Source organism: Hyphomicrobium sp., from assembly GCF_036262015.1.
Classification (GTDB): Bacteria; Pseudomonadota; Alphaproteobacteria; order Rhizobiales; family Hyphomicrobiaceae; genus Hyphomicrobium_C.
Map to the genome: position 1 here is coordinate 590605 of NZ_DATAJR010000009.1, position 18667 is coordinate 609271.

Below are 18667 nucleotides of genomic sequence, written 5' to 3' on the forward strand. Positions count from 1 at the left end.
GGGGCTAGCCGATGAGACGAACCACCGTCCGGGTGCTTGCGGCGGCAGCCCTCTGGCTGGCTCCGGCTCCGTTTTTCGACGTTCTCTTCGCCGCAGAAGACGACGATCGCGACATCATCCGTCTTCTGCCGCCCGGAACCGGCAGTGCGCCCTACGCGCCGCCGTCAACGCCTGACTTTCCGTTTCCGTCCGCTGGCGGGAGTGTACCGGGCCAAGGCTTGAAACTGTCAGGCCACTCGATCCAAGTGCCGATCACCTTTCAGCCGTGGCCGGGACGGGAAAACATTGCCTACGCGGGCGTCAATCTCGACGGGGTGAACGATCCGGCGCTGGCCGCTGCCCTCGGTCTCAACCAGGAGGCCGGTGTGTTCGTCGTCGGCACGACACCCGGCGCACCCGCAGCACAAGCGGGTCTGCGCTTTGGCGACTTCGTCATGGCGATCGATGGAACGCCGGTGCTCGAGACAAACGCGTTCGTCGAGCAGATCAAGGCACGGACTCCGGGATCGACCGGCATGCTCACCGTGTGGCGCGTCGCTGACGACGGCCCAGGCTATTTGCAGGCCCTCCGCCAACTGGCCGATCGCGGGAGCACCCCGGCGATGATGTTTCTGGCGCGTCTTTATACGAACGGGACCGGTGTTGCGGCCGATGCGGCCGAGGCCGTTTCCTGGTTCAAGAAGGCGGCACTCGCGGGCAGCACAAACGGCATGCTTCTTTACGGCGACGCGCTCGCAACCGGCCGCGGCACGATCAAGGACACGGCCGAAGCTCAGCGCTGGATCCGCAAATCGGCGGATGCGGGCAATGTTGCAGCGCTGTTCCGTCTTGGGCGCATGTATCGCGATGGCGAAGGCGTATCGCGCGATCCGCTCGAAGCCGTCAACATGTTCAAGAAGGCCGCCGAGACCAACTACTCGCCGGCAATGGTTGCCGTCGGGCTCTTGTTCGAAGGCGGCGGCGGGCTCGAAGCCGACAACTTCCAGGCCGTGCAGTGGTACAAGCGCGCCGCGGATGCAGGAGACGCGGACGGCATGGCCGCGCTCGGAACGATGTATTCGACTGGGCGTGGCGTCGAGAAGAACTACGCCACAGCGGCTACCTGGTACGGAGAGGCCGCCAAGCGCGGGCAGCTGCTGGCGATTCACAACCTTGCCTACCAGTATGACAAAGGGCTCGGCGTCAATCGCGACGCTCAGTTGGCCGCAGCCTACGTCTACAACGCGCTCGAACGGCGGTATCAGTTCACGTACCAGCAGATGATGCAAAACAACCGCGCGTGGAGCCGGGAGTTTCGCAAGGCCCTCCAGCAGCGCCTCGCGGACGGGGGCTACTATACCGGCTCGTTCGACGGCAGCTTCGGACGTACGACCACCGACGCCATTACAATGATGGTGCAGGCCAAATAGCCGCCGCAGTCGCACCCGCAAAGGCCTGGAATATCAGGCCATGAACCTTGTATAGACGCGCAATCGATGTGCGCTCGGCGCGCGCTTTCTTGTTCCGGATCCCTTATGGCCCCTCCCCTTATCCAACTCACCGATATCGCACTCACGTTCGGCGGCGCGAGCCTGCTCGATGGGGTCGATCTGGCGGTCGGCGCGGGCGAGCGCATCTGCCTCGTTGGGCGCAACGGGTCGGGCAAGTCGACACTTCTGCGGATCGCTGCCGGTCTTATCGAGCCTGATCGCGGAAGCATCTTTGTGCAGCCGGGCGCGCTGGTCCGCTATCTGCCGCAGGAGCCGGATCTGTCGCGTTACGCCACGACGCTCGACTATGTGGAAGCCGGATTGGCCGCAAGCGATGACCCGCATCAGGCGCGCTATCTCCTCGAACAGCTTGGCCTCAACGGCAGCGAGGATCCGGCTCATCTTTCCGGCGGCGAAGCACGGCGCGCCGCGCTCGCGCACGTGCTCGCGTCCGATCCGCAAATCTTGTTGCTCGACGAACCGACCAACCATCTCGATCTTCCGACCATCGAATGGCTCGAAGGACGGTTGCAGCAATCCAGCGCAGCCATCGTCATCATCAGCCATGACCGGCGTTTCCTCGAAAAGCTATCGCGCACGACCGTATGGCTCGACCGCGGGCGAGCACGGCGCGTGGAGTTGCCGTTCAGTGGGTTCGAAGACTGGCGCGATCAGCAGCTCGCCGACGAAGAGATGCAGCAGCACAAGATCGATCGCAAGATCGTGGCAGAGAACCATTGGGTGCATGGCGGCGTGACCGGCCGCCGCAAACGCAACGTCCGGCGTATGGCGGAGCTTGCCAAGCTTCGGCAATCGCGCCGGGACTATCGCGCGGTGCAGGGCAAGGCGACGCTCTCAGTCGCGGAAGCGGAAACGTCCAGCAGCCTCGTGATCGAAGCCAAGGGTCTTTCGAAGTCGTTCGGCGACACCGCCATCGTGCGTGACCTGTCGCTGCGTCTCATGCGCGGCGACAGGCTTGGCATTGTCGGACCGAACGGTGCCGGCAAGACCACGCTCGTCTCGCTGCTCACGGGGGCGCTTCCGCCCGATTCCGGCGAGGTGCGTCTTGGGGTGAGCCTCGAAATAGCGACACTCGATCAAGGGCGCGAGAGCCTCGACCCGACTTGGACGCTTTCGGAAGCGCTCACACGCGGGCGCGGAGACGTCGTGACCATCGGCGGCGAGAAAAAGCACGTCATCGCCTACATGAAGGACTTCCTGTTCGCGCCCGAGCAGCGGCGCACTCCGATCAGCGCTCTGTCGGGCGGCGAGCGCGGACGGCTGATGCTGGCGCGTGCGTTGGCCAAGCCGTCCAATCTTCTGGTACTCGACGAGCCCACGAACGATCTCGACCTCGAGACGTTGGACGTGCTGGAGGAGGTCCTCGCCCAGTACAAGGGGACCGTTCTCTTGATCAGTCACGACCGCGATTTTCTCGACCGAGCGGTGACGAGCGTCATCGTGCCTGAAGGGGATGGGCGATGGACGGAATACGCGGGTGGCTACCAAGACATGCTCACCCAGCGCGGAACGGATCTGAAACGTCGCGAGACGCGTGCGAAGGAGGCCGTGTCCGCTCCGGTTGCGGCCGAGACAAAGCCGTCGGACGCTCCGCAGCCGTCTGCCAAGCGTCGTTTGTCTTTCAAGGATAAGCACGCCCTCGAGACGCTGCCGGGCGAGATCGCGGCGCTGGAGAGCAAACAGGCGCAACTCGCGCGCAAGCTTGAGGAGCCGGATCTTTACACGCGCGACCGAAAGACATTCGAGGACGCCTCGCAGGCCTTGTCTGACGTTCAAAGCAAGCTCGCGGCCGCTGAAGAACGGTGGCTGGAACTGGAACTTTTGCGCAGCGAGATCGAGGGTTGAACGGCGACAGGCGTCAGGTGCTGGGGCGTTCTGCAAGGTATGCGAGTGCGCCGTGTGCCGCCGCACGGCCTGTCGCGAAGCAAGCTTGCAGCAGGTAACCGCCAGTCGGAGCTTCCCAGTCGATCATCTCACCGGCGACGAACGTGCCTGGCCGCGCGCGCAGCATGAACGTCTCGTCGAGATTGTCGAACATCACGCCGCCGGCCGTGGAGATCGCGCGATCGATCGGCGCCGTCGCAGTTGCGCGTAGCGGGATTGCTTTCGTCAGCCGAGCGATCTCATCGGCGCTCCTGCTGTTCAAGGGTCTGCCCTCGGCGTGTGCGGCCTCCTGCAACAGACCGATTGCGGGCGGATCGAGATTCAGCGCCTTACGCAGGAACGTCGCGAGCGATTGCTTTCCACGTGGCTTTTCGAGGCGTTTGGCGAGATCTTCGAGCCCCTCGTCCGGGCGGAGATCGATCCTGAGCTTTGCTTCACCCTCAACGGTAAGCTCATTCCGGATGGGAGCCGACAAGGCATAGACCGCCCCGCCTTCGAGGCCATCCGCGGTGATCATCGCCTCGCCACGTGCGATGTCGCTGCCGACTGTGAGAGCAATGCGCTTCAAAGGCGCCCCTGCGAAACGCGTGCGGAAGACCTCCGACCAGGCGATGCGGATTCCGCTGTTGGCAGCTTCGAGCGGGGCGACCCGCACATCTCCCTGCAAGGGCTGGACCCAGCTCCCGTCGGATCCCAAATGCGGCCAGCTCGCGCCGCCCAGCGCGAGTATCGTTCCATCCGCGTCGGCACGCACCTGCCCGTCGGGCGTTTCAAACAGCAGGCCGCCGTCGCTGTCCCAACCAATCCACCGATGGCGGAGCTTGAACTCGACGCCGAGTGCGTCGAGGCGTTGCAGCCATGCGCGCAGGAGCGGCGAAGTTTTCATGACGCGCGGAAAAACGCGGCCGCTCGTGCCGACAAACGTCTCCTGTCCGAGGTCTTCGCACCATGCGCGCAGCGCCGATGGTGGAAATGCCTCGATGGCCGCGCGCAGGTTGGGCTCTGCCTCGCGGTAGCGTGAAAGAAAGCTTTCAAGCGGTTCGCTATGCGTGAGGTTGAGGCCGCCCCTGCCCGCCAAGAGAAGCTTCCGCCCCACACGCGGCATGCGCTCGTACACCGTTACTTGCACGCCCGCGCGCGCCAGCGTTTCGGCGGCCATGAGGCCTGCGGGTCCGCCCCCGATTACGGCCGCGCCATGTTGTGACTGTTCCACGAATTCCTGACGCTCATTGTTCGAACTGTCTCGGCGCATTTGCCCGATTATCACCCGAATCTAAGGCGAACAATCGGGCGTTAATTGCTCCGCATGCGATCTAATCAACCCGCGGAGCCATGACTTCTACTGCCGGCTCGCTGCGTGACACCACGTGGCATTTTCCGAGCCGGACAATCAAGGGAGACGATGATGACTAAGCTATTCGCCGCACTCGCTGGCGCAATTTGCATCGGGCTCATGGCCCCCGTGGCTCAGGCCGCCCCGCTCGCTGGCGCCGCTAGTGCCTCCTCCTCGACGGGAACGAGCGAAATCATCCGCGTCCATGGCCTTCACTCGTCGTGCAAGCTGGACCGGGGCGGCTGGCACCGGTCCCATATTTGGGGCCGCGAGCGCTGTGCTCCTCCGCGCTGGCACAAGCATCACCACCACCATCATCACGGCAAGAAGCACTGGAAGAAGCACTGAGCGCTGAACTCTCCCCGTTCACGCGTCATACTTTTCGGGTCCGGCCCTTCATGGGCTGGACCTTTTTCGTTTGGCTGGCAGCAACGTGCCGCATTGGGCGATAAAGACCGGGGACTCCGAATATTCAATCCCGATACCGGCCGGGCGCTGTTGCGCCGACGGGTGATCGGTTATTGCTCATGGGCTGACCTAAGGGGGCTCCTATGCGCATTCTCCGTTTTCTGCTGCCGCTCGCCGCGTGTTTGTCTCTAAGCGCGTCCGCTCTTGCCGACGATCCTATCGACTGTACCGATCCCAGCACGACCTACGAGATGAATTTCTGCTCGGACAAATCTTTCAATGAGGCCGACGCTAAGCTCAACGCCACCTACAAGAAGGTGCTGGCGCACATCGCCGCGAGCGACCTCGAGCCGCCGTACGATCCTGCGAGTTGGGAAAAGGCCATGCGCGAGAGCCAGCGAGCCTGGGTCGCATTCCGCGATGCGGACTGCAAAGGCGCTGTACCCATGGAATGGTCAGGCGGAACCGGCACCGGCTCGGCCGTCGCCGGCTGTATGACGGAAAAGACAAACGCTCGGATCAAGGAGCTGGAAGAGCGGTACGGGGAAAAGTGAGATACGGTGTCGACCTGCCGAAGCGCCTTAGCTGGGAAGCCCTGTTCCTCAAAAAGCTGGGAGTTCGGATGTACAGGTATTCTAGGCGGGCTCTATCCTTGTTATCCTCTACCGATCCTTACGGTTACGGCTGGAACTGACCTGCCGTCTGACTTTCGACACGGTTCTCCCGTTACTCGCCGGGAGATGCCCATGAAAGAGCTGAAGCTATATCTGATCATGCTCACGGCGCCGCTGGTGCTGCTGTTCGCTCTGGCGCAGCTCCGGGCCGACTACGCGCTCTATCGGCAAGTTCGCGACTATGGCCTTCCGGCTACCGCGATCGTGCGGAGCATCGACCTCGCATCCTACATCGGCCGCACCGAGGGCGGCCGCAAGGTCAACTACGTGCTCGACCTTCCGGGACCTGCCATGGTCAACGGCTCGGCGCACATGTCGAAACGAGCGGCGGATCGCTACAGCCCCGGGCAGGAAATCGAGATCGTCTACGCCGAGACAAATCCCAGCCTGAATGCGCTTTCGGTCGCGCACGCCTGGGGCGCGCTCGTGAGCGATGCAATCGTCATTTTTGCTTATGGCGCGGTTCTTGCGCTCGTCATTGCGCTGATCCGGACCGCACCCCGCAGGGCGTGGCGCGGACGGACGCTCTCGATAAAATAAACGCCCGTTCAGCTACATTTTCCCAAACTCTTTGTAGTCCGAGAGTACGGCGGCGGCAGCTCTAACGGTTTTGGCCGAAAGCCAGCCCGGATCGCGTCCCTTCAGGTCCTTTTCGATGGCGTTGCGGGCGTCGTCTATTCCGAGATGGATGTTCGCGAGTTCGAAGCCCATCGCCCACAACATGCGCTGCCCGTGAAGGCGTCCGGAAATCGTGTTCGACTCGATCTTGCGATTGTTCGGCGAGAGCCGGCGGACGACGAGGCCGTTCGCGATCCGGTACCAGGGATCTGGCGAGCGGTAGCGTCCCGCCGCGATCTTTGCCATTTCTATCGGCGCATTCGGCTGGCCGTGTACGAAATTCCAAGCGGAGGGCAGGACAGCCTTCGCCTCTCTCACAATCGGCGCGCCCCGCCATTCGGCGACAGCGATCCAGCGCGGCCGACCGAGGCTGCCTGTGCCCGCAACCCGTCGCGCCGTATCGAACTCCACCTCAGGATCCGGCATTGCGTCGCGCAGGGCTTGGCGGAACCGCGGCGGCGCTGTCTCCGTTTGGCGTGCCCTGACCTTCTTCCAGAATTTCTGCCGCACATCTTCCGGCACGATCACACGATCGCGCAACCACGACCAATCGCGGTCGAGAACAACCGGGCTCGGATCAGCAAGCCCGTTGCGATAGCCACTCAGGATCGCATCGCATAGCTCCGGAATCTCAGAACTACGCGCGTTCGCCCCGAGCGCCGCGCTGGCACCGAGGCGAACCAGATCCAGCGCATACGGCATCCGGGCCGCTTCGTCGAAATCGTTGACGCCCCAAACGAGACGCCCATCCACGTCGCGCCAGGTGCCGAAATTCTCGAGATGGATATCGCCTACGGCGAGCACGACAGGCGCATTCGCGAGATCCGGAAACAGTTCCAGAGACTGCTCGGCCCATCGCCAATATGTGCCGCGTAGGAAAACGAACGCGCTCTGCTTCATCACGCGGTTCTTTTCGGCGAGGTCCCCCGGAACAAAGTCCTTGCCCAATTGCTCGCGCATCCAGGTTTCGTAGTGCTTCTTGGATTGTGCGAATGGGACCAGAGATTGAGTGAGTGGCATCATGGGGCGCCTCTCTTCCGGTAACTCAAATGATCAGCGTTGCCGATGACCGACCGCTCATGAGTTAGGTGTGCGGCGTGGCGCCATCAATCTCGACGCCCCTGTACCTACGTAATTGTAAGGTAGCAGCTGAAATTCCATGTCACTTTTGTGGCAGCTTCTTGTGACGGTGGGCCGCTCCTTGGCTGTCAGGCAGCTTTCAGGATTTGACGACAGGGTGACTCCGCGGTGCGCCTTATGCACCGCGCAGCGTCGGTGATGCGTACCCATGATCCTGGTGCCGATTCTGACCAGCCCCTCGTGTTCCGCATGTGCGAACGGGCTCTGGACGCTTGGAAAAAGCGGCTATGGCATAGCCATAGCCTTTAACACGCTTGTCGCGTTCGTCCTCTATCTATGCGGAGTTTGACGTCGGCATCCGCCGGTCGTGGCATCAACTGGTAGGCAACCTATGCAGTCTCCGGAAATCGTCTTGGCAGCGCTGGTGGTCATGCTCGTTGGCGCAGCCGTGCTCTATTACCAGTACACGGGAACACGGAAGTTCGAGTCCGTGATCGCGTTCTGCGGCGTAGCGCTTGTCGCCGGTGGATTTGCCATGGCGCAGGATGGGGTGTTGGGCACGAGAAAGTTTCTTTGGATGCTGCCGAGCGCATCGTCGTCCATCCTAGCTCAGCCTCTCGGCAACAGCGTTGTTGCCAACTCGCCGCCGGCTACGGTCGCCATTTCGGATTGATCCCGCACCAAACAAGAACCCCTCCGCATCGAAACCGACGCGAAGGGGTTGAGCGCAATCGTGCTCGGTGCGACCAGCCCGGGCCGACTACATGCAGGCGTAGTAGCGGTCGAGGTAGTAGGGATTTCCGGTGCGCTTGTAGCGGTACTTCCACTTCTTGCAGTCTTGCTTGACGACGGCCACGACGGCGGTTGCAGCAGCGGCGCCATAGAGGAAGTTGCGCGCATCCCGTTTCTTCACATGCGCATTGGCTGCGGTGAAGCTCGCGCCGAGCGTGGTTGCGGCGACAAGGGTTGCGACAAGGGCGGTTTTCGCGAACGTCATACTGGCGTCTCCTGGACTCGCGATCGAGATCGGCTCGATCTATTTTTTTTGAAGCGCAGGCACAGCTGGCCTCTGTCGGGAACCATGGCAGACGCGACTTAAGATCGACGTTACAGGGTACGGATAATTTGACACGAATCCGGCGCGTCGGTCCATCCGCCCACGTTCTTTTGAGCTACCAGCGGACGCGGTTGAGCCCGAAGTAATAGCCGAAGATCTTGCGCATCACGCTTGTCGGCACCTTGCCGCGCGCGACGTGCAGCATGCGCGCCGTCGGACCGATTGCCGTGCGAAAGCGTGGCTTGGTGGCTTCGAGCGCGTTGGCGATGACTTTGGCAACGTCTTCCGGCTCGCGCGCGGTTTTCGCCACGTGCATGTCGACGGCGGCATCGAGGTGCCGCAGCAGTGGCCGATATGGGCTGTCCTGCGGAATGATGCGCGGTGAGGCCTCCCAGATGTTCGTTTTTACGGCACCCGGCTCGACGAGCACGACCTGGACGTTGAACGGTTCGACCTCATGGGCAAGCGATTCCGCCCATCCTTCGACGGCCCATTTCGACGCCGTGTAGGCCGAGATGGTCGGATTTCCCGCAAACGCCGCTTCGCTCGAAACGATGAGGATGCGGCCACGCCGTTGCGCGCGGAACTTGGGCAGGAGACGTCGCGTCAACGCGAGGACGCCGAAGAAGTTTACTTCCATCACTCGGCGAACCTGCGCGTCGCTCAGATCCTCGAACGCGCCCCCGATGGCGATACCGGCATTGTTGACGACCGCATCGAGCGGGCGGTGGGCGAGATCGAGTGTCGCAATCGCCGTGTCGATGGAGGCCTCGTCTGTGACGTCCAGCCGTTCTATCCGCACGAGGTCCGTAACGCCCGCCGCCCGCAACGCCTGTTCGAGCGCTCCGCGCTTTTCGCGATCGCGCATCGTCGCGACAACATTCCAGCCGCGCTTGGCCAACTCGACCGATGTCGCGAGACCGATGCCGGAGTTCGCACCTGTGACAAGAACGGTGGGCATAACAGAGGGCTCCTGGTGAACACGCCGTTCGCATCTATGTGGCGTAACATCCAGCAACCCTCAAGGCGCAACACCCTCAAGCGAAAGGGCTGGCGAGGAAACGCCGCGCCTGGGCTTCGCCAGGCCGAAAGCAGGCTTCCCGCGCGCCGAACCAGTCAATACGATTGCGCTGCACCCAGTCGTAGATCCTGTCGCCTATCAAGCTCGGCACGATGCGGCCGATCTGGCCGAGCCAGCGCCACGGCGCGGGCATCGTGCGCGCGGCTGCAAGCGCGCCGGCCCATCGCGTGTAGGGGACACCGTTCCATAGCACCATGAACGTGTCGAACGTCTCCGGGTCGAGGCCGTAGTGGCGATAGACCGCCTGCGGGACCGGATCCTGAATGACGGCGAAGCGGCTCGTGCCATTCGGATCGCGCGTGAGCATCCATTCGATGCCCGACGCACAGAGCATGCAGTGCCCGTCGAAAATGATCAGCGGCGCGCTGTCGTCGAAGTTGGGGACGGACGGGTCGGAGCGGTAGGACCGAGGCGTGTAGTTCAACTTCATCCCCCATCGACGGGCGCAAGCATCTGCGTCCCTTCAGGACGTGGTATATCGGCAGCTCAACAACAAGACATAGGCGGCCCATCTTGCCTCGGTTGCCATGGCCCAAAGACAACGATCATCTTCGCAAGCGGACAGGAGTGTTGAGCTGTGCGACAGCTTTTTTCCGGGAGCTTTGCTTTCATCTTGCTCCTCATAACCTATCCCGTTTTTGCAGCGGAGCGGTCCGTGAACGAAACCATGCTGCACAGGGCGGCTTCTGACGACGATGTTGCGACCATCCGGGATCTGCTGTCCAAGGGTGTCGATGTTGACGCCAGGGACGGAGACAGGCGTACGGCGCTCTTGCTCGCGACGCAAGGCAACAAGATCAAGGCGGCTACGGCGTTGATCGATGCCGGGGCTGACGTCAACGCCAAGGACGCGATCAACGATAGTCCCTATCTCTACGCCGGGGCTCGCGGTCATATCGAAATTCTCCGGATGACACTCGCGCACGGCGCCGATCTCAAGAGCACCAATCGATATGGGGGCACCGCGCTTATTCCGGCGGCGGAGCGGGGGCATGTCGAAACGGTGCGTACGCTCATTGCGGCCGGTGTCGACGTCGACCACGTCAACAACCTCGGGTGGACCGCACTGATCGAGGCCATCATTCTCGGCGATGGCGGCGAGCGGCATCAGCAGATCGTCCGGGCTTTGGTCGATGCGAAGGTCAATGTGAACTTGCAGATCGCGATGGTGCATCGCCGCTTCAGCTCGCCCGCGACCGCGGGTACAAGGAGATCGAGCACATCCTCGTGAAGGCCGGCGCCAAGTAAGGGAGCAGCGATATGGGCGATGACCAGAGTTTCCTTCGCGAAGCGCTCGAGCTTGCGCGTGCCAATATCGAGACAGGCGGTCGGCCATTCGGTGCGGTCGTTGTGAGAGACGGCGAGATTGTCGGCAGGGGCGTCAATGAAATTCTTGCGACCCATGACCCGACCGCCCATGCCGAGTTGATGGCCATTCGTGACTCCAGCCGAAAGTTGGGAACGGCCAATCTCTCGGGGTGCGCGGTCTACGCCAGCGGCCACCCCTGCCCGATGTGCCTGGCTGCGATGCGCCTCGCGGGCGTGAGAGAGGTCACCTACGCCTATACCAACGAAGATGGCGCGCCATTCGGTTTGTCGACCGCCGAAGTGTATGCGGATCTTGCCAAGCCATTTTCAGAGCAGTCGATGAAGATCCGGCACGTGCCAATCCGCTTGGATTCGGCTCCGGATCTTTATGGTGTGTGGAAGCGCGGTCAGCTCCCCAGCACGTGATCGACGGTAGTGAAAGACGGCAACCTGCGTAGCGGCCCGTTCCTTGCGGCCGTTCCTGAGGCCCGCCCGATACTCATCCCGATTGACGCGGCGGCCTTACCCTTTCGAAGCGACGTAGGCTCCGACGAGCTTGTCGTGCAGGGCCTGCTTTCGCTTCGTCCAGCCGGCCATCATGAAGCCGATCAGCGCGGGCATCGCCGAGAGGATCTTCAGAAGATTGCGTCCCGCGGCGTCGGCGAGCATCAGGCGTTCGCCCTGGCCATCGACTACGCTCAGGCCGAGCACGCGCTTGCCAAGGCTGCCCCGATAGCGGCTGGCATCGGCCAAAATCCAATAGAGCATCAGGACGACAAGCGCGATGCTGTCGACGTTCGTTGTCTCGATCTCCTGCCCAGTCGCGGGATCGAGCTGCTGTGACCCGTAGGTGCGGAGCTTGGCGGAGTAGTAGTCGTTGTCAGTTTCGCGGCCCGTCCCAACGATGTGATAGCGGTACACCCAGCGATCGAGCACGGTGCGCTCGATGAGCTTGTCGGTCGTCGTATGCTTGGTTCCGTCCGCGGCGGGCGTCTCGGTACTCTTGTCTTCGATCGTCCGTTCGACGGTGCCGATTCCGAATGGCGTATCCAGCGTGATCACTTTGCCGAGTCCGGGGATTGCCAGTGCGAGCCCCAGAAACACGAGCGAAACGACGGTGTTGATGAGGCACACGTCGATCAGCAGCGCCAGCGCACGTTTCCAGAAGCCGGCGTAGATCGTCGTCGTGCTGTCGGCCGGGGCTTCAATCGTTGCCATGCTGTCCACTCGGGCTGTCGCGTTTCGGGGCACATATTTCCTGCCGCAGTGTGGGCCATTTCGCGTGTTGCCCATGTTCCCCAAGGGACAGGCCGGCGCGCACGCCCGCTGCGCTATCGACGCCGTTCCCTTTTAAAGCGCCGACAAACGCGCGCCGCGTGGATGCACTTGGTTAATTCGTTTTACGAGTAACGGGACTCGCGTGCACCTTGTAGAAAGTGGGAGAAAGTGCAACTTTTCTTGTCGTCTACAACTTGATTTGAGGTGCCACGCGAGAAAATAGAACGGTAGGAGACGTCCATGAAAACAACTTTGATAGTTGCCTTTCTTATTGCAAGCGCGACGCTTGCTGCCGCCGCTCCATTGAGCGAAGCCGATTGCCAAGCCGTGTGGAAGCTGGCCGATGTCGACAAAAAGGGATCGATAGACGCTGTACAGGCGAAGGCCTATATCGCGAATTTCGCGCAGGCCGACGTGGACAAGAACGGCGCGATCGACGCAGGCGAGTTCAAGGCGGCCTGCAAGGCTGGCTTGGTGAAGAAGTAGCACCGTCAGAAAAGCGGCCGAAACGAGCCGAACGCTATCCGGATCTATTTCGACCGCTTGATTTTTTTCATTTCAATTATTTGGCCTTCGCCATTCTTGGCTACTTGGCCCTTGCCCCGGTCCAATTCTCGACCATTGTTCCTCTCATGACTGCGTCTGCGCAGGCGAACGTGGCGTTTGCCGCTTCAATGGCTCGCAATCGTGGGCCTAGCTGAGGTTGAGCAAGCTTGCCAAAGTCACAAGGCGTGTCGCGCAATCGGGAGACGGAAAAATGCTTGAGCTCAGGCCCACGTGCGAGAACTGCAACACGGCGTTGTCACCCGACGCGACGGAGGCGCGTATCTGCTCGTACGAGTGCACCTTCTGTGCGGACTGCGTCGACGGTGTGCTCGGCAACGTGTGCCCGAACTGCGGCGGCGGCTTCACGCAGCGGCCGATCCGTCCGGTGACGAACTGGAAGGGCGACAACTATCTTGGCAAGGATCCCGCGAGCACGACCGTACGGCATCGTCCGCTCGATGCGGCAGCTCATGCGGTATTCGCGGAGAAGATCCGGAAGATCGCGCCGGAGCGACGGTGAATGCGACGATGCTTGTTCTGCCCGATGTGCCGGCCGCGATGTGGCTCGCTGGCGTGAGAGAAGTCACCTAGTAGCACCGTCCGAAAAAGGCGGCCGAATCGGGCCGAGTGCTGTTCGGACCGCTTTCGGCCGCTTGATTTTGCTCATTTCATTTTTCGGGCTCTGCCATTTTTCGCTCCTTGGGCTTCGCTCCGGTCCAGTTCCCGGCCCGGATTTGGCTGCATGAGGATCGCATCCATGACGGTGCTGCCGGCCGGAACGCTGGCTATTTGTCCCGCCAACAATCGGTGGACCGCTTTTGCCAACCACTCTTCCGCGTATCGCCAGTTCAAGCTAATTCTGTGGACGCTAGAGGGAGGTCCTGCAGCATGGCGAAGCTGGTCTTCGGAATGAACCAATCCCTGGACGGCTACGTCGACCACGACGCGTTTGCGCCCCCCGATGCCGTGCTCTTCCGTCACTTCATCGACCAAGTGGGAGGCGTAACGGGCGCTGTGTACGGCCGCCGAATCTACGAGCTGATGCGCTATTGGGACGAAGACGATCCCACGTGGACGCCGGAGCGTCGCGAGTTCGCGGAGGCGTGGCGGCAACAAGCAAAGTGGGTCGCGTCGCGCTCGCTGAAGTCGGTCGGCCCCAATGCCACGCTTATCGCGGATGATGTCGAGACGGCCGTGCGTAAGCTCAAGTCCGATCTCGATGGGGAGATCCGCGTTTGCGGAACGGAGCTAGCGGGAAGCCTCACTCAGGCCGGTCTTATCGACGCGTATCAACTCTACTTGCACCCGGTCGTGCTGGGTCGCGGAAAGCCCTTCTTCGCTGGTCCCCGGCCGCCGCTGCGCCTTGTGGCCAGCGAATTGATTGGCGGGGACGCGATCCGGTTGACGTACGTTCCCGCCTAGTCGCGCAGCATAAGTCCAGCTGCCGCAAAGGACGCGCATGACAAAGCACCGGATCTATACGACGAGCTTCGCAAGCGTCTATCCGCACTACGTCGCGAAAGCCGAGAAGAAGGGGCGCACCAAGGCCGAGGTCGATGAGATCATCGCCTGGTTGACGGGCTATGGTGAGAACGCCCTCGCAGCACACCTGGCCAAGAAGACGGACTTCGAAACCTTTTTCGCCAAGGCCAAGCTCAATCCTTCGCGCAGCTTGATCAAAGGCGTGGTCTGCGGTGTCCGCGTAGAGGACATCGAGGAGCCATTGATGCAGGAAATTCGCTACCTGGATAAGCTCATCGATGAATTGGCCAAGGGCAAAGCGATCGACAAGATTTTGCGAAAGGCGTGACCGCCGTTACTGAGCCCCGGTAGCGCTGCCTGCCGACGAGACGGGCGGACACTCCAATCCACTCTGACCTTCGGCACAGCTCTTTTCTTGTGCCGCCTGCTCAGCTGCCGGCCCCTCGACCAGAACGATGTAGAGAGACATCGCCGCCATGGACGCGAAAAGGGCGACGCCCAGTCCGGCGAAAACCTTGGCGGCGCGCGGCCATTGGCCCGGGGCGTAGATGCCGAAGAGGCTCGCGATACAAACGAGCGGCCAAATGAGAAGGAGATCGACGCGGATGTTGCAGTTCGCGTCGCACAGAGTGCCGTTCGCAATGAAGTGCTCGTAGACCGCGTACAAGAGCCACGCGGCGGCCGCTACGAACACGCCCAGACGAGGTTGCCGCCATGCCGCAACCGCGAAGTACAAAGCCGCAGCGGCGGCCACGAACACGAAAAAGTACATCGTCCCTCCAATCGGGCCGGGAGAGCTAGTCGCCGGCCGCGATGATCTTCAGTCAAGCACCCGACGACCTTGCAGGCCTCCAGCAACTCCGTGTTGCCCTCATTATCATTGTCGAGCGATGCGACTCGTTCAATGCCGGTTTTGGGCGGAAGCGGATGTAGAAAAGGCCGTTAGTGCGATGCGCTTCGAGAGAACGCATTAACCTTTTCGCCTCTGGGACGGTTGAGCTTCACGACTGTGAAGCAAAAGTCTACGATCTATCGCTTCTGGGTAATGGCATCCACGGAGGATCCTATGAAGTCGCTTAGCTTCATCCTTCCCTCGAATGTGCATCGCAAGGTTGCGACCATCGCCATGGTGGCGGTCGCGCTAGTTTCTCCCGTGCTCGCTGCAGACCGTGTTGTGAACGTCTATAACTGGTCCGACTACATCGACAAGTCGATACTCGAGGATTTCACCCAGGAGACGGGTATCAAGGTCGTTTACGACGTATTCGACAGTAACGAAGTACTCGAGACCAAGCTCCTCGCCGGAAAAACTGGCTACGATGTCGTTGTGCCGACGGGCCCGTTCCTCGCGCGCCAGATCGATGCCAGCGTTTTCCAGAAGCTTGACAAGTCGAAGCTCCCCAACCTCGCGAACATGTGGCCCGAGATCGAGAAACGCGTTGCAGCTTATGATCCTGGCAACAGCTATTCGATCAACTACATGTGGGGGACAACGGCGATAGGCTTCAACGAAGCGAAGATCAAGAAGCGGATGCCCGACGCTCCCGTGGACTCCTGGGATCTGGTGTTCAAGCCGGAGATCATTTCGAAGTTTAAGGATTGCGGGATTCATTTCCTGGATGCAGCGGACGATGTCATTCCTGCCGCGCTCAATTATCTCGGTCTCGATCCCAATAGCGCCTCCGCCGAGGACATCGCAAAGGCGTCGGCGCTCCTAGAGAAGGTGCGCCCCTACGTCCAGAAATTCCATTCGTCCGAGTACATCAACGCCCTCGCCAATGGCGACATCTGCCTAGCGATCGGATACTCGGGCGACATCTTGCAAGCCCGCAGCCGAGCTGAGGAAGTCAAGAACGGCCACAACATCGTGCTCTCGTTGCCCAAAGAAGGGGCGCAGATGTGGTTTGACCAGATGGCAATTCCGGCCGACGCCAAGAACGTCGAAGAGGCACATGCCTTCCTCAACTACATCATGAAGCCTGAAGTGATCGCGAAAGCATCGAACTATCTCAGCTACGCGAACGGCAACCTCGCCTCCCAGTCGCTGTTGGATGATACGGTCAAGGACGACAAGTCGATCTATCCCGACGCCGAGACGATGGCGCACCTCTACGTCAAGACGCCTTATGACGCTAAGAGCCAGCGCGCCATTACTCGGGCGTGGACGAAAGTCGTCACCGGCCAATAACGTCCGCTCCGGGTCATCGCACCCGACTTCCCTGTTGCGTGGGAGCCGATGGTGAAGGCTTGGCCTCATGGGGATTTCGCAGTGTTCGCCGCCGGCTCTTTGCAGAGCTGACTGCGAATGGCCTCGACGGACCTTTGTCTCGACAGCATTCAATCGTAGAAGCTGGCGCGGACGGACGCCATCGATAGCCGAACCTCGGCTATCGACGAAGCGTCCCTCAAGCGGATCGGAGCTCGTCCGATACCGCGCTATTCTTCAATCGACGCGGCGAGTCAGAAGCACAACCAAGCGCCCAGGCAGGCTTTAGGCTCCGATACTTTGCACGCCATCTGAGAGGCGCGGCACGTCGTTGTGCCTGAGCTGTCTTGGCACTTCAGGCTGACGGGGCCTTTGCCCTCGCGGCCCTGCCCGTAGATAATGTTTTTGAGGCCGTTGGTCGCAAAGAGCGCGGCGACATCGTGGCTCGCGAACTCGCCGACCGATCCGACTTTGACGCAGTCGGCGTGAGCCGTCGCCGAAAGTGCGAAGATCACCGCCGTGGCAGCCAAGCCGAGTTTCAAAGATCGCATTCGCCCCTCCGAAAAGGATCCACCTCGGTAGCGATACTTAGTTGATGGCATCACTCTCGACAACAGAAACGGCCTGTTGCAAGCGCGGATAACTCGCAAGGAACCGGAAGGCGTGCTGCTTTTGCCACGCATCGTGCGCCCCGTGGCGACCGGCAAGGGGTGAAGCCGAGCTCGGAACAGCCGACATTATCCGGCGAGAAAGCGCTTAACCTACTGCGCATCGGGCCTGAAGCAGTCGTGGAGTAGCGACCGCTCTCACCCCGTTGCCGTATTTGCTCCACTGTCATCCTAGGGCTCGTCCCTAGGATCCACCGCACTACTGGCGCACGCCCTCGCGCTGGAGTTGGATCCTCGGCATAAAGCCGAGGATGACACTGGGGCGGTCGCACTCTCGAAGCGCAGAAGCTTGCGTTGATGGCTGCATCTGCGGCCATGACGTTTTTGGTTGGTGCAGGAGAACCCGCGGTGCCCGTCATAGATGATCAGTGGTTCGCTGTCGTCGAACGTCGGGACAGATGGGTCGGAGCGATAGGAGGTCGGAGCGATAGGAGTGTGAACCATCTCTCTCTTTTTTGTCGCGATGTGACCCAGCGTTGCCGAGTTCGGCGAGCGTTGTTAGGCTAGACTATGATCGCTAACGCGCTATCCCTAAGAGCACTGCGAAAGAACCACCGGCATGGCCGTTCAATACCTGTTCAACTCGTCCGGCGGCTGGATAGCCTTTCGAAAAGGCAAGTATGTATTTTCGCCAAGAGGAAAATGGATCGGATGGCTTCCTTGGGATGAGACAGATGTTGTAACGCCCAATGGCGAATATTTGGGCACGATATATAGATCAAATCGTTTTTATAAGTTTAGTTCACGCCGATATCGCGGATATCCCGGATATCCCGGATATCCTGGTTATCCCGGCTATCCGGGTTATCCCGGTTACGCTGGCTTCGCTCATCGCCCACTCGGCGCCGAAGACATCGAGGGTTTAGATGAGCAATAACAGGATAAAGTTGCGTCGTTCACCACTTGAACCGCAGCATGAGGCTTGCCTTCCCGGCTACCGAGTACTGCTATCCGCCCACAATACGTGTGATTCATTCATTCAACTGTTCGACGCTGCGAGGAGCACAAGGCGTCGATCGACAGATCGCGACCAAGATCTGTTGAGGGCGATGCTGGTGTTCGCATCGTCAGGACTTGATGCCACTATCAAGGAGCTCATTGCCAATGCACTTCCAGTTGTAATCAACGCAAAGGAAGGAAACAATGGTGCAGCATTGAACTTCGCCACGTATGTCGAGAGGTACTTGTTGCGCGATCCAAAGCTTGCGGCGCAGATCATATCGCGGAGCTTAACGTCTCCTATCTCGCGACAGTTCGTGATCTCTTGGTTCCAAGAGCAACTATCGAAGGATAGCCTGCAATCAAAAGAGCAAATCTTCCAGGTCGCGTCTTACTTTGACATCCCATCGCGAGAGCTATGTACCGACTCTGACTCTCTCCACAGCGCTTTCAAGATACGGAACAAAATAATCCACGAAATGGACGTGGATTTCAATCATAGCAGCCGCAGCCGAAACCCGCGTAACCGAGATGACATCGTCAACGCTGCCAATCTGATTTTGGACACGTCGGAGAAATTTCTCCGCGAGGTCGACAAACGCTGCGGGTGACTCG

General features: G+C 60.8%; 22 protein-coding genes and 1 pseudogene. 15 read left to right on the forward strand and 8 right to left on the reverse strand.

Annotated features, from left to right (window positions below):
• Positions 1-11 precede the first annotated feature (11 nt).
• Both VHO05_RS18340 and VHO05_RS18345 read left to right on the forward strand, forming a co-directional pair.
• The gene (locus tag VHO05_RS18340) at positions 12-1409 is read left to right on the forward strand and encodes a PDZ domain-containing protein (RefSeq protein WP_329648057.1); all 1398 of its coding nucleotides are present in this window, start codon (positions 12-14) and stop codon (positions 1407-1409) included.
• Between the two features lie 105 nt (positions 1410-1514).
• Positions 1515-3335, forward strand: coding sequence for an ABC-F family ATP-binding cassette domain-containing protein (locus tag VHO05_RS18345; protein WP_329648058.1), 1821 nt, complete (start codon positions 1515-1517; stop codon positions 3333-3335).
• Positions 3336-3348: 13 nt separating this feature from the next.
• Here the strand turns inward: VHO05_RS18345 and VHO05_RS18350 are convergent, their stop codons facing one another.
• A complete protein-coding gene (locus VHO05_RS18350; protein ID WP_329648059.1) occupies positions 3349-4587 on the reverse strand; it encodes a TIGR03862 family flavoprotein in 1239 nt (412 codons plus the stop codon).
• Positions 4588-4779: 192 nt separating this feature from the next.
• Here VHO05_RS18350 and VHO05_RS18355 point away from each other — a divergent pair, with 192 nt between their 5' ends.
• The 3 genes from VHO05_RS18355 (at position 4780) to VHO05_RS18365 (ending at position 6329) form a co-directional block, all read left to right on the forward strand.
• Positions 4780-5055: a hypothetical protein gene (locus VHO05_RS18355; protein ID WP_329648060.1), complete on the forward strand. Its 276-nt coding sequence runs from the start codon at positions 4780-4782 to the stop codon at positions 5053-5055.
• 203 nt (positions 5056-5258) lie between these two features.
• Positions 5259-5669 carry a lysozyme inhibitor LprI family protein gene (locus tag VHO05_RS18360; RefSeq protein WP_329648061.1) on the forward strand — a complete coding sequence of 137 codons (411 nt, stop codon included), beginning with the start codon at positions 5259-5261 and terminating at the stop codon, positions 5667-5669.
• A 192-nt stretch (positions 5670-5861) separates the two neighbouring features.
• Positions 5862-6329: a hypothetical protein gene (locus tag VHO05_RS18365; protein WP_329648062.1), complete on the forward strand. Its 468-nt coding sequence runs from the start codon at positions 5862-5864 to the stop codon at positions 6327-6329.
• Between the two features lie 12 nt (positions 6330-6341).
• On the opposite strand, the gene VHO05_RS18370 is transcribed toward VHO05_RS18365, so the two are convergent.
• Entirely contained in the window at positions 6342-7430 is a 1089-nt protein-coding gene (locus VHO05_RS18370; RefSeq protein ID WP_329648063.1) for a DUF2252 family protein, read from the reverse strand.
• Between the two features lie 448 nt (positions 7431-7878).
• Here VHO05_RS18370 and VHO05_RS18375 point away from each other — a divergent pair, with 448 nt between their 5' ends.
• Positions 7879-8160 carry a hypothetical protein gene (locus VHO05_RS18375; RefSeq protein ID WP_329648064.1) on the forward strand — a complete coding sequence of 94 codons (282 nt, stop codon included), beginning with the start codon at positions 7879-7881 and terminating at the stop codon, positions 8158-8160.
• An 87-nt stretch (positions 8161-8247) separates the two neighbouring features.
• Here VHO05_RS18375 and VHO05_RS18380 read toward each other — a convergent pair whose 3' ends face one another.
• From VHO05_RS18380 to VHO05_RS18390, 3 genes are all read right to left on the reverse strand, one after another.
• Positions 8248-8484, reverse strand: coding sequence for a hypothetical protein (locus tag VHO05_RS18380; RefSeq protein WP_329648065.1), 237 nt, complete (start codon positions 8482-8484; stop codon positions 8248-8250).
• A 175-nt stretch (positions 8485-8659) separates the two neighbouring features.
• Positions 8660-9505, reverse strand: coding sequence for an SDR family oxidoreductase (locus VHO05_RS18385; RefSeq protein ID WP_329648066.1), 846 nt, complete (start codon positions 9503-9505; stop codon positions 8660-8662).
• 76 nt (positions 9506-9581) lie between these two features.
• Positions 9582-10049 (reverse strand): thiol-disulfide oxidoreductase DCC family protein, encoded by a 468-nt coding sequence (locus VHO05_RS18390; protein WP_329648067.1) that lies wholly within the window; start codon positions 10047-10049, stop codon positions 9582-9584.
• A 243-nt stretch (positions 10050-10292) separates the two neighbouring features.
• Here VHO05_RS18390 and VHO05_RS18395 point away from each other — a divergent pair.
• Both VHO05_RS18395 and VHO05_RS18400 read left to right on the forward strand, forming a co-directional pair.
• Positions 10293-10873 (forward strand): annotated as a pseudogene (locus VHO05_RS18395) (ankyrin repeat domain-containing protein).
• Positions 10874-10885: 12 nt separating this feature from the next.
• On the forward strand, positions 10886-11359 hold the full coding sequence (locus VHO05_RS18400) for a nucleoside deaminase (protein WP_329648068.1): 474 nt from the start codon (positions 10886-10888) through the stop codon (positions 11357-11359).
• Positions 11360-11455: 96 nt separating this feature from the next.
• Here VHO05_RS18400 and VHO05_RS18405 read toward each other — a convergent pair whose 3' ends face one another.
• Entirely contained in the window at positions 11456-12151 is a 696-nt protein-coding gene (locus tag VHO05_RS18405) for an RDD family protein (protein WP_329648069.1), read from the reverse strand.
• Between the two features lie 300 nt (positions 12152-12451).
• Between VHO05_RS18405 and VHO05_RS18410 the strand changes: the two genes are divergently transcribed.
• From VHO05_RS18410 to VHO05_RS18425, 4 genes are all read left to right on the forward strand, one after another.
• Positions 12452-12697, forward strand: a complete 246-nt coding sequence (locus VHO05_RS18410) for a hypothetical protein (protein WP_329648070.1) — start codon at positions 12452-12454, stop codon at positions 12695-12697.
• A 271-nt stretch (positions 12698-12968) separates the two neighbouring features.
• Complete coding sequence (locus tag VHO05_RS18415) at positions 12969-13277, forward strand: DUF1272 domain-containing protein (RefSeq protein ID WP_329648071.1); 309 nt, start codon at positions 12969-12971, stop codon at positions 13275-13277.
• A 368-nt stretch (positions 13278-13645) separates the two neighbouring features.
• The gene (locus VHO05_RS18420; protein ID WP_329648072.1) at positions 13646-14179 is read left to right on the forward strand and encodes a dihydrofolate reductase family protein; all 534 of its coding nucleotides are present in this window, start codon (positions 13646-13648) and stop codon (positions 14177-14179) included.
• 37 nt (positions 14180-14216) lie between these two features.
• A complete protein-coding gene (locus VHO05_RS18425; protein ID WP_329648073.1) occupies positions 14217-14567 on the forward strand; it encodes a DUF2200 domain-containing protein in 351 nt (116 codons plus the stop codon).
• Between the two features lie 6 nt (positions 14568-14573).
• Here VHO05_RS18425 and VHO05_RS18430 read toward each other — a convergent pair whose 3' ends face one another.
• The gene (locus VHO05_RS18430) at positions 14574-15011 is read right to left on the reverse strand and encodes a hypothetical protein (protein ID WP_329648074.1); all 438 of its coding nucleotides are present in this window, start codon (positions 15009-15011) and stop codon (positions 14574-14576) included.
• A gap of 354 nt (positions 15012-15365) precedes the next feature.
• Here VHO05_RS18430 and VHO05_RS18435 point away from each other — a divergent pair, with 354 nt between their 5' ends.
• Entirely contained in the window at positions 15366-16427 is a 1062-nt protein-coding gene (locus VHO05_RS18435) for a polyamine ABC transporter substrate-binding protein (protein ID WP_329648201.1), read from the forward strand.
• Between the two features lie 272 nt (positions 16428-16699).
• On the opposite strand, the gene VHO05_RS18440 is transcribed toward VHO05_RS18435, so the two are convergent.
• Positions 16700-16996 carry a hypothetical protein gene (locus VHO05_RS18440; RefSeq protein WP_329648075.1) on the reverse strand — a complete coding sequence of 99 codons (297 nt, stop codon included), beginning with the start codon at positions 16994-16996 and terminating at the stop codon, positions 16700-16702.
• A gap of 676 nt (positions 16997-17672) precedes the next feature.
• Here VHO05_RS18440 and VHO05_RS18445 point away from each other — a divergent pair.
• Both VHO05_RS18445 and VHO05_RS18450 read left to right on the forward strand, forming a co-directional pair.
• The gene (locus tag VHO05_RS18445; RefSeq protein ID WP_329648076.1) at positions 17673-17990 is read left to right on the forward strand and encodes a hypothetical protein; all 318 of its coding nucleotides are present in this window, start codon (positions 17673-17675) and stop codon (positions 17988-17990) included.
• Positions 17980-18663 carry a HEPN domain-containing protein gene (locus VHO05_RS18450; RefSeq protein WP_329648077.1) on the forward strand — a complete coding sequence of 228 codons (684 nt, stop codon included), beginning with the start codon at positions 17980-17982 and terminating at the stop codon, positions 18661-18663. The genes VHO05_RS18445 and VHO05_RS18450 overlap by 11 nt, the downstream gene beginning before the upstream one ends.
• Positions 18664-18667 lie beyond the last annotated feature (4 nt).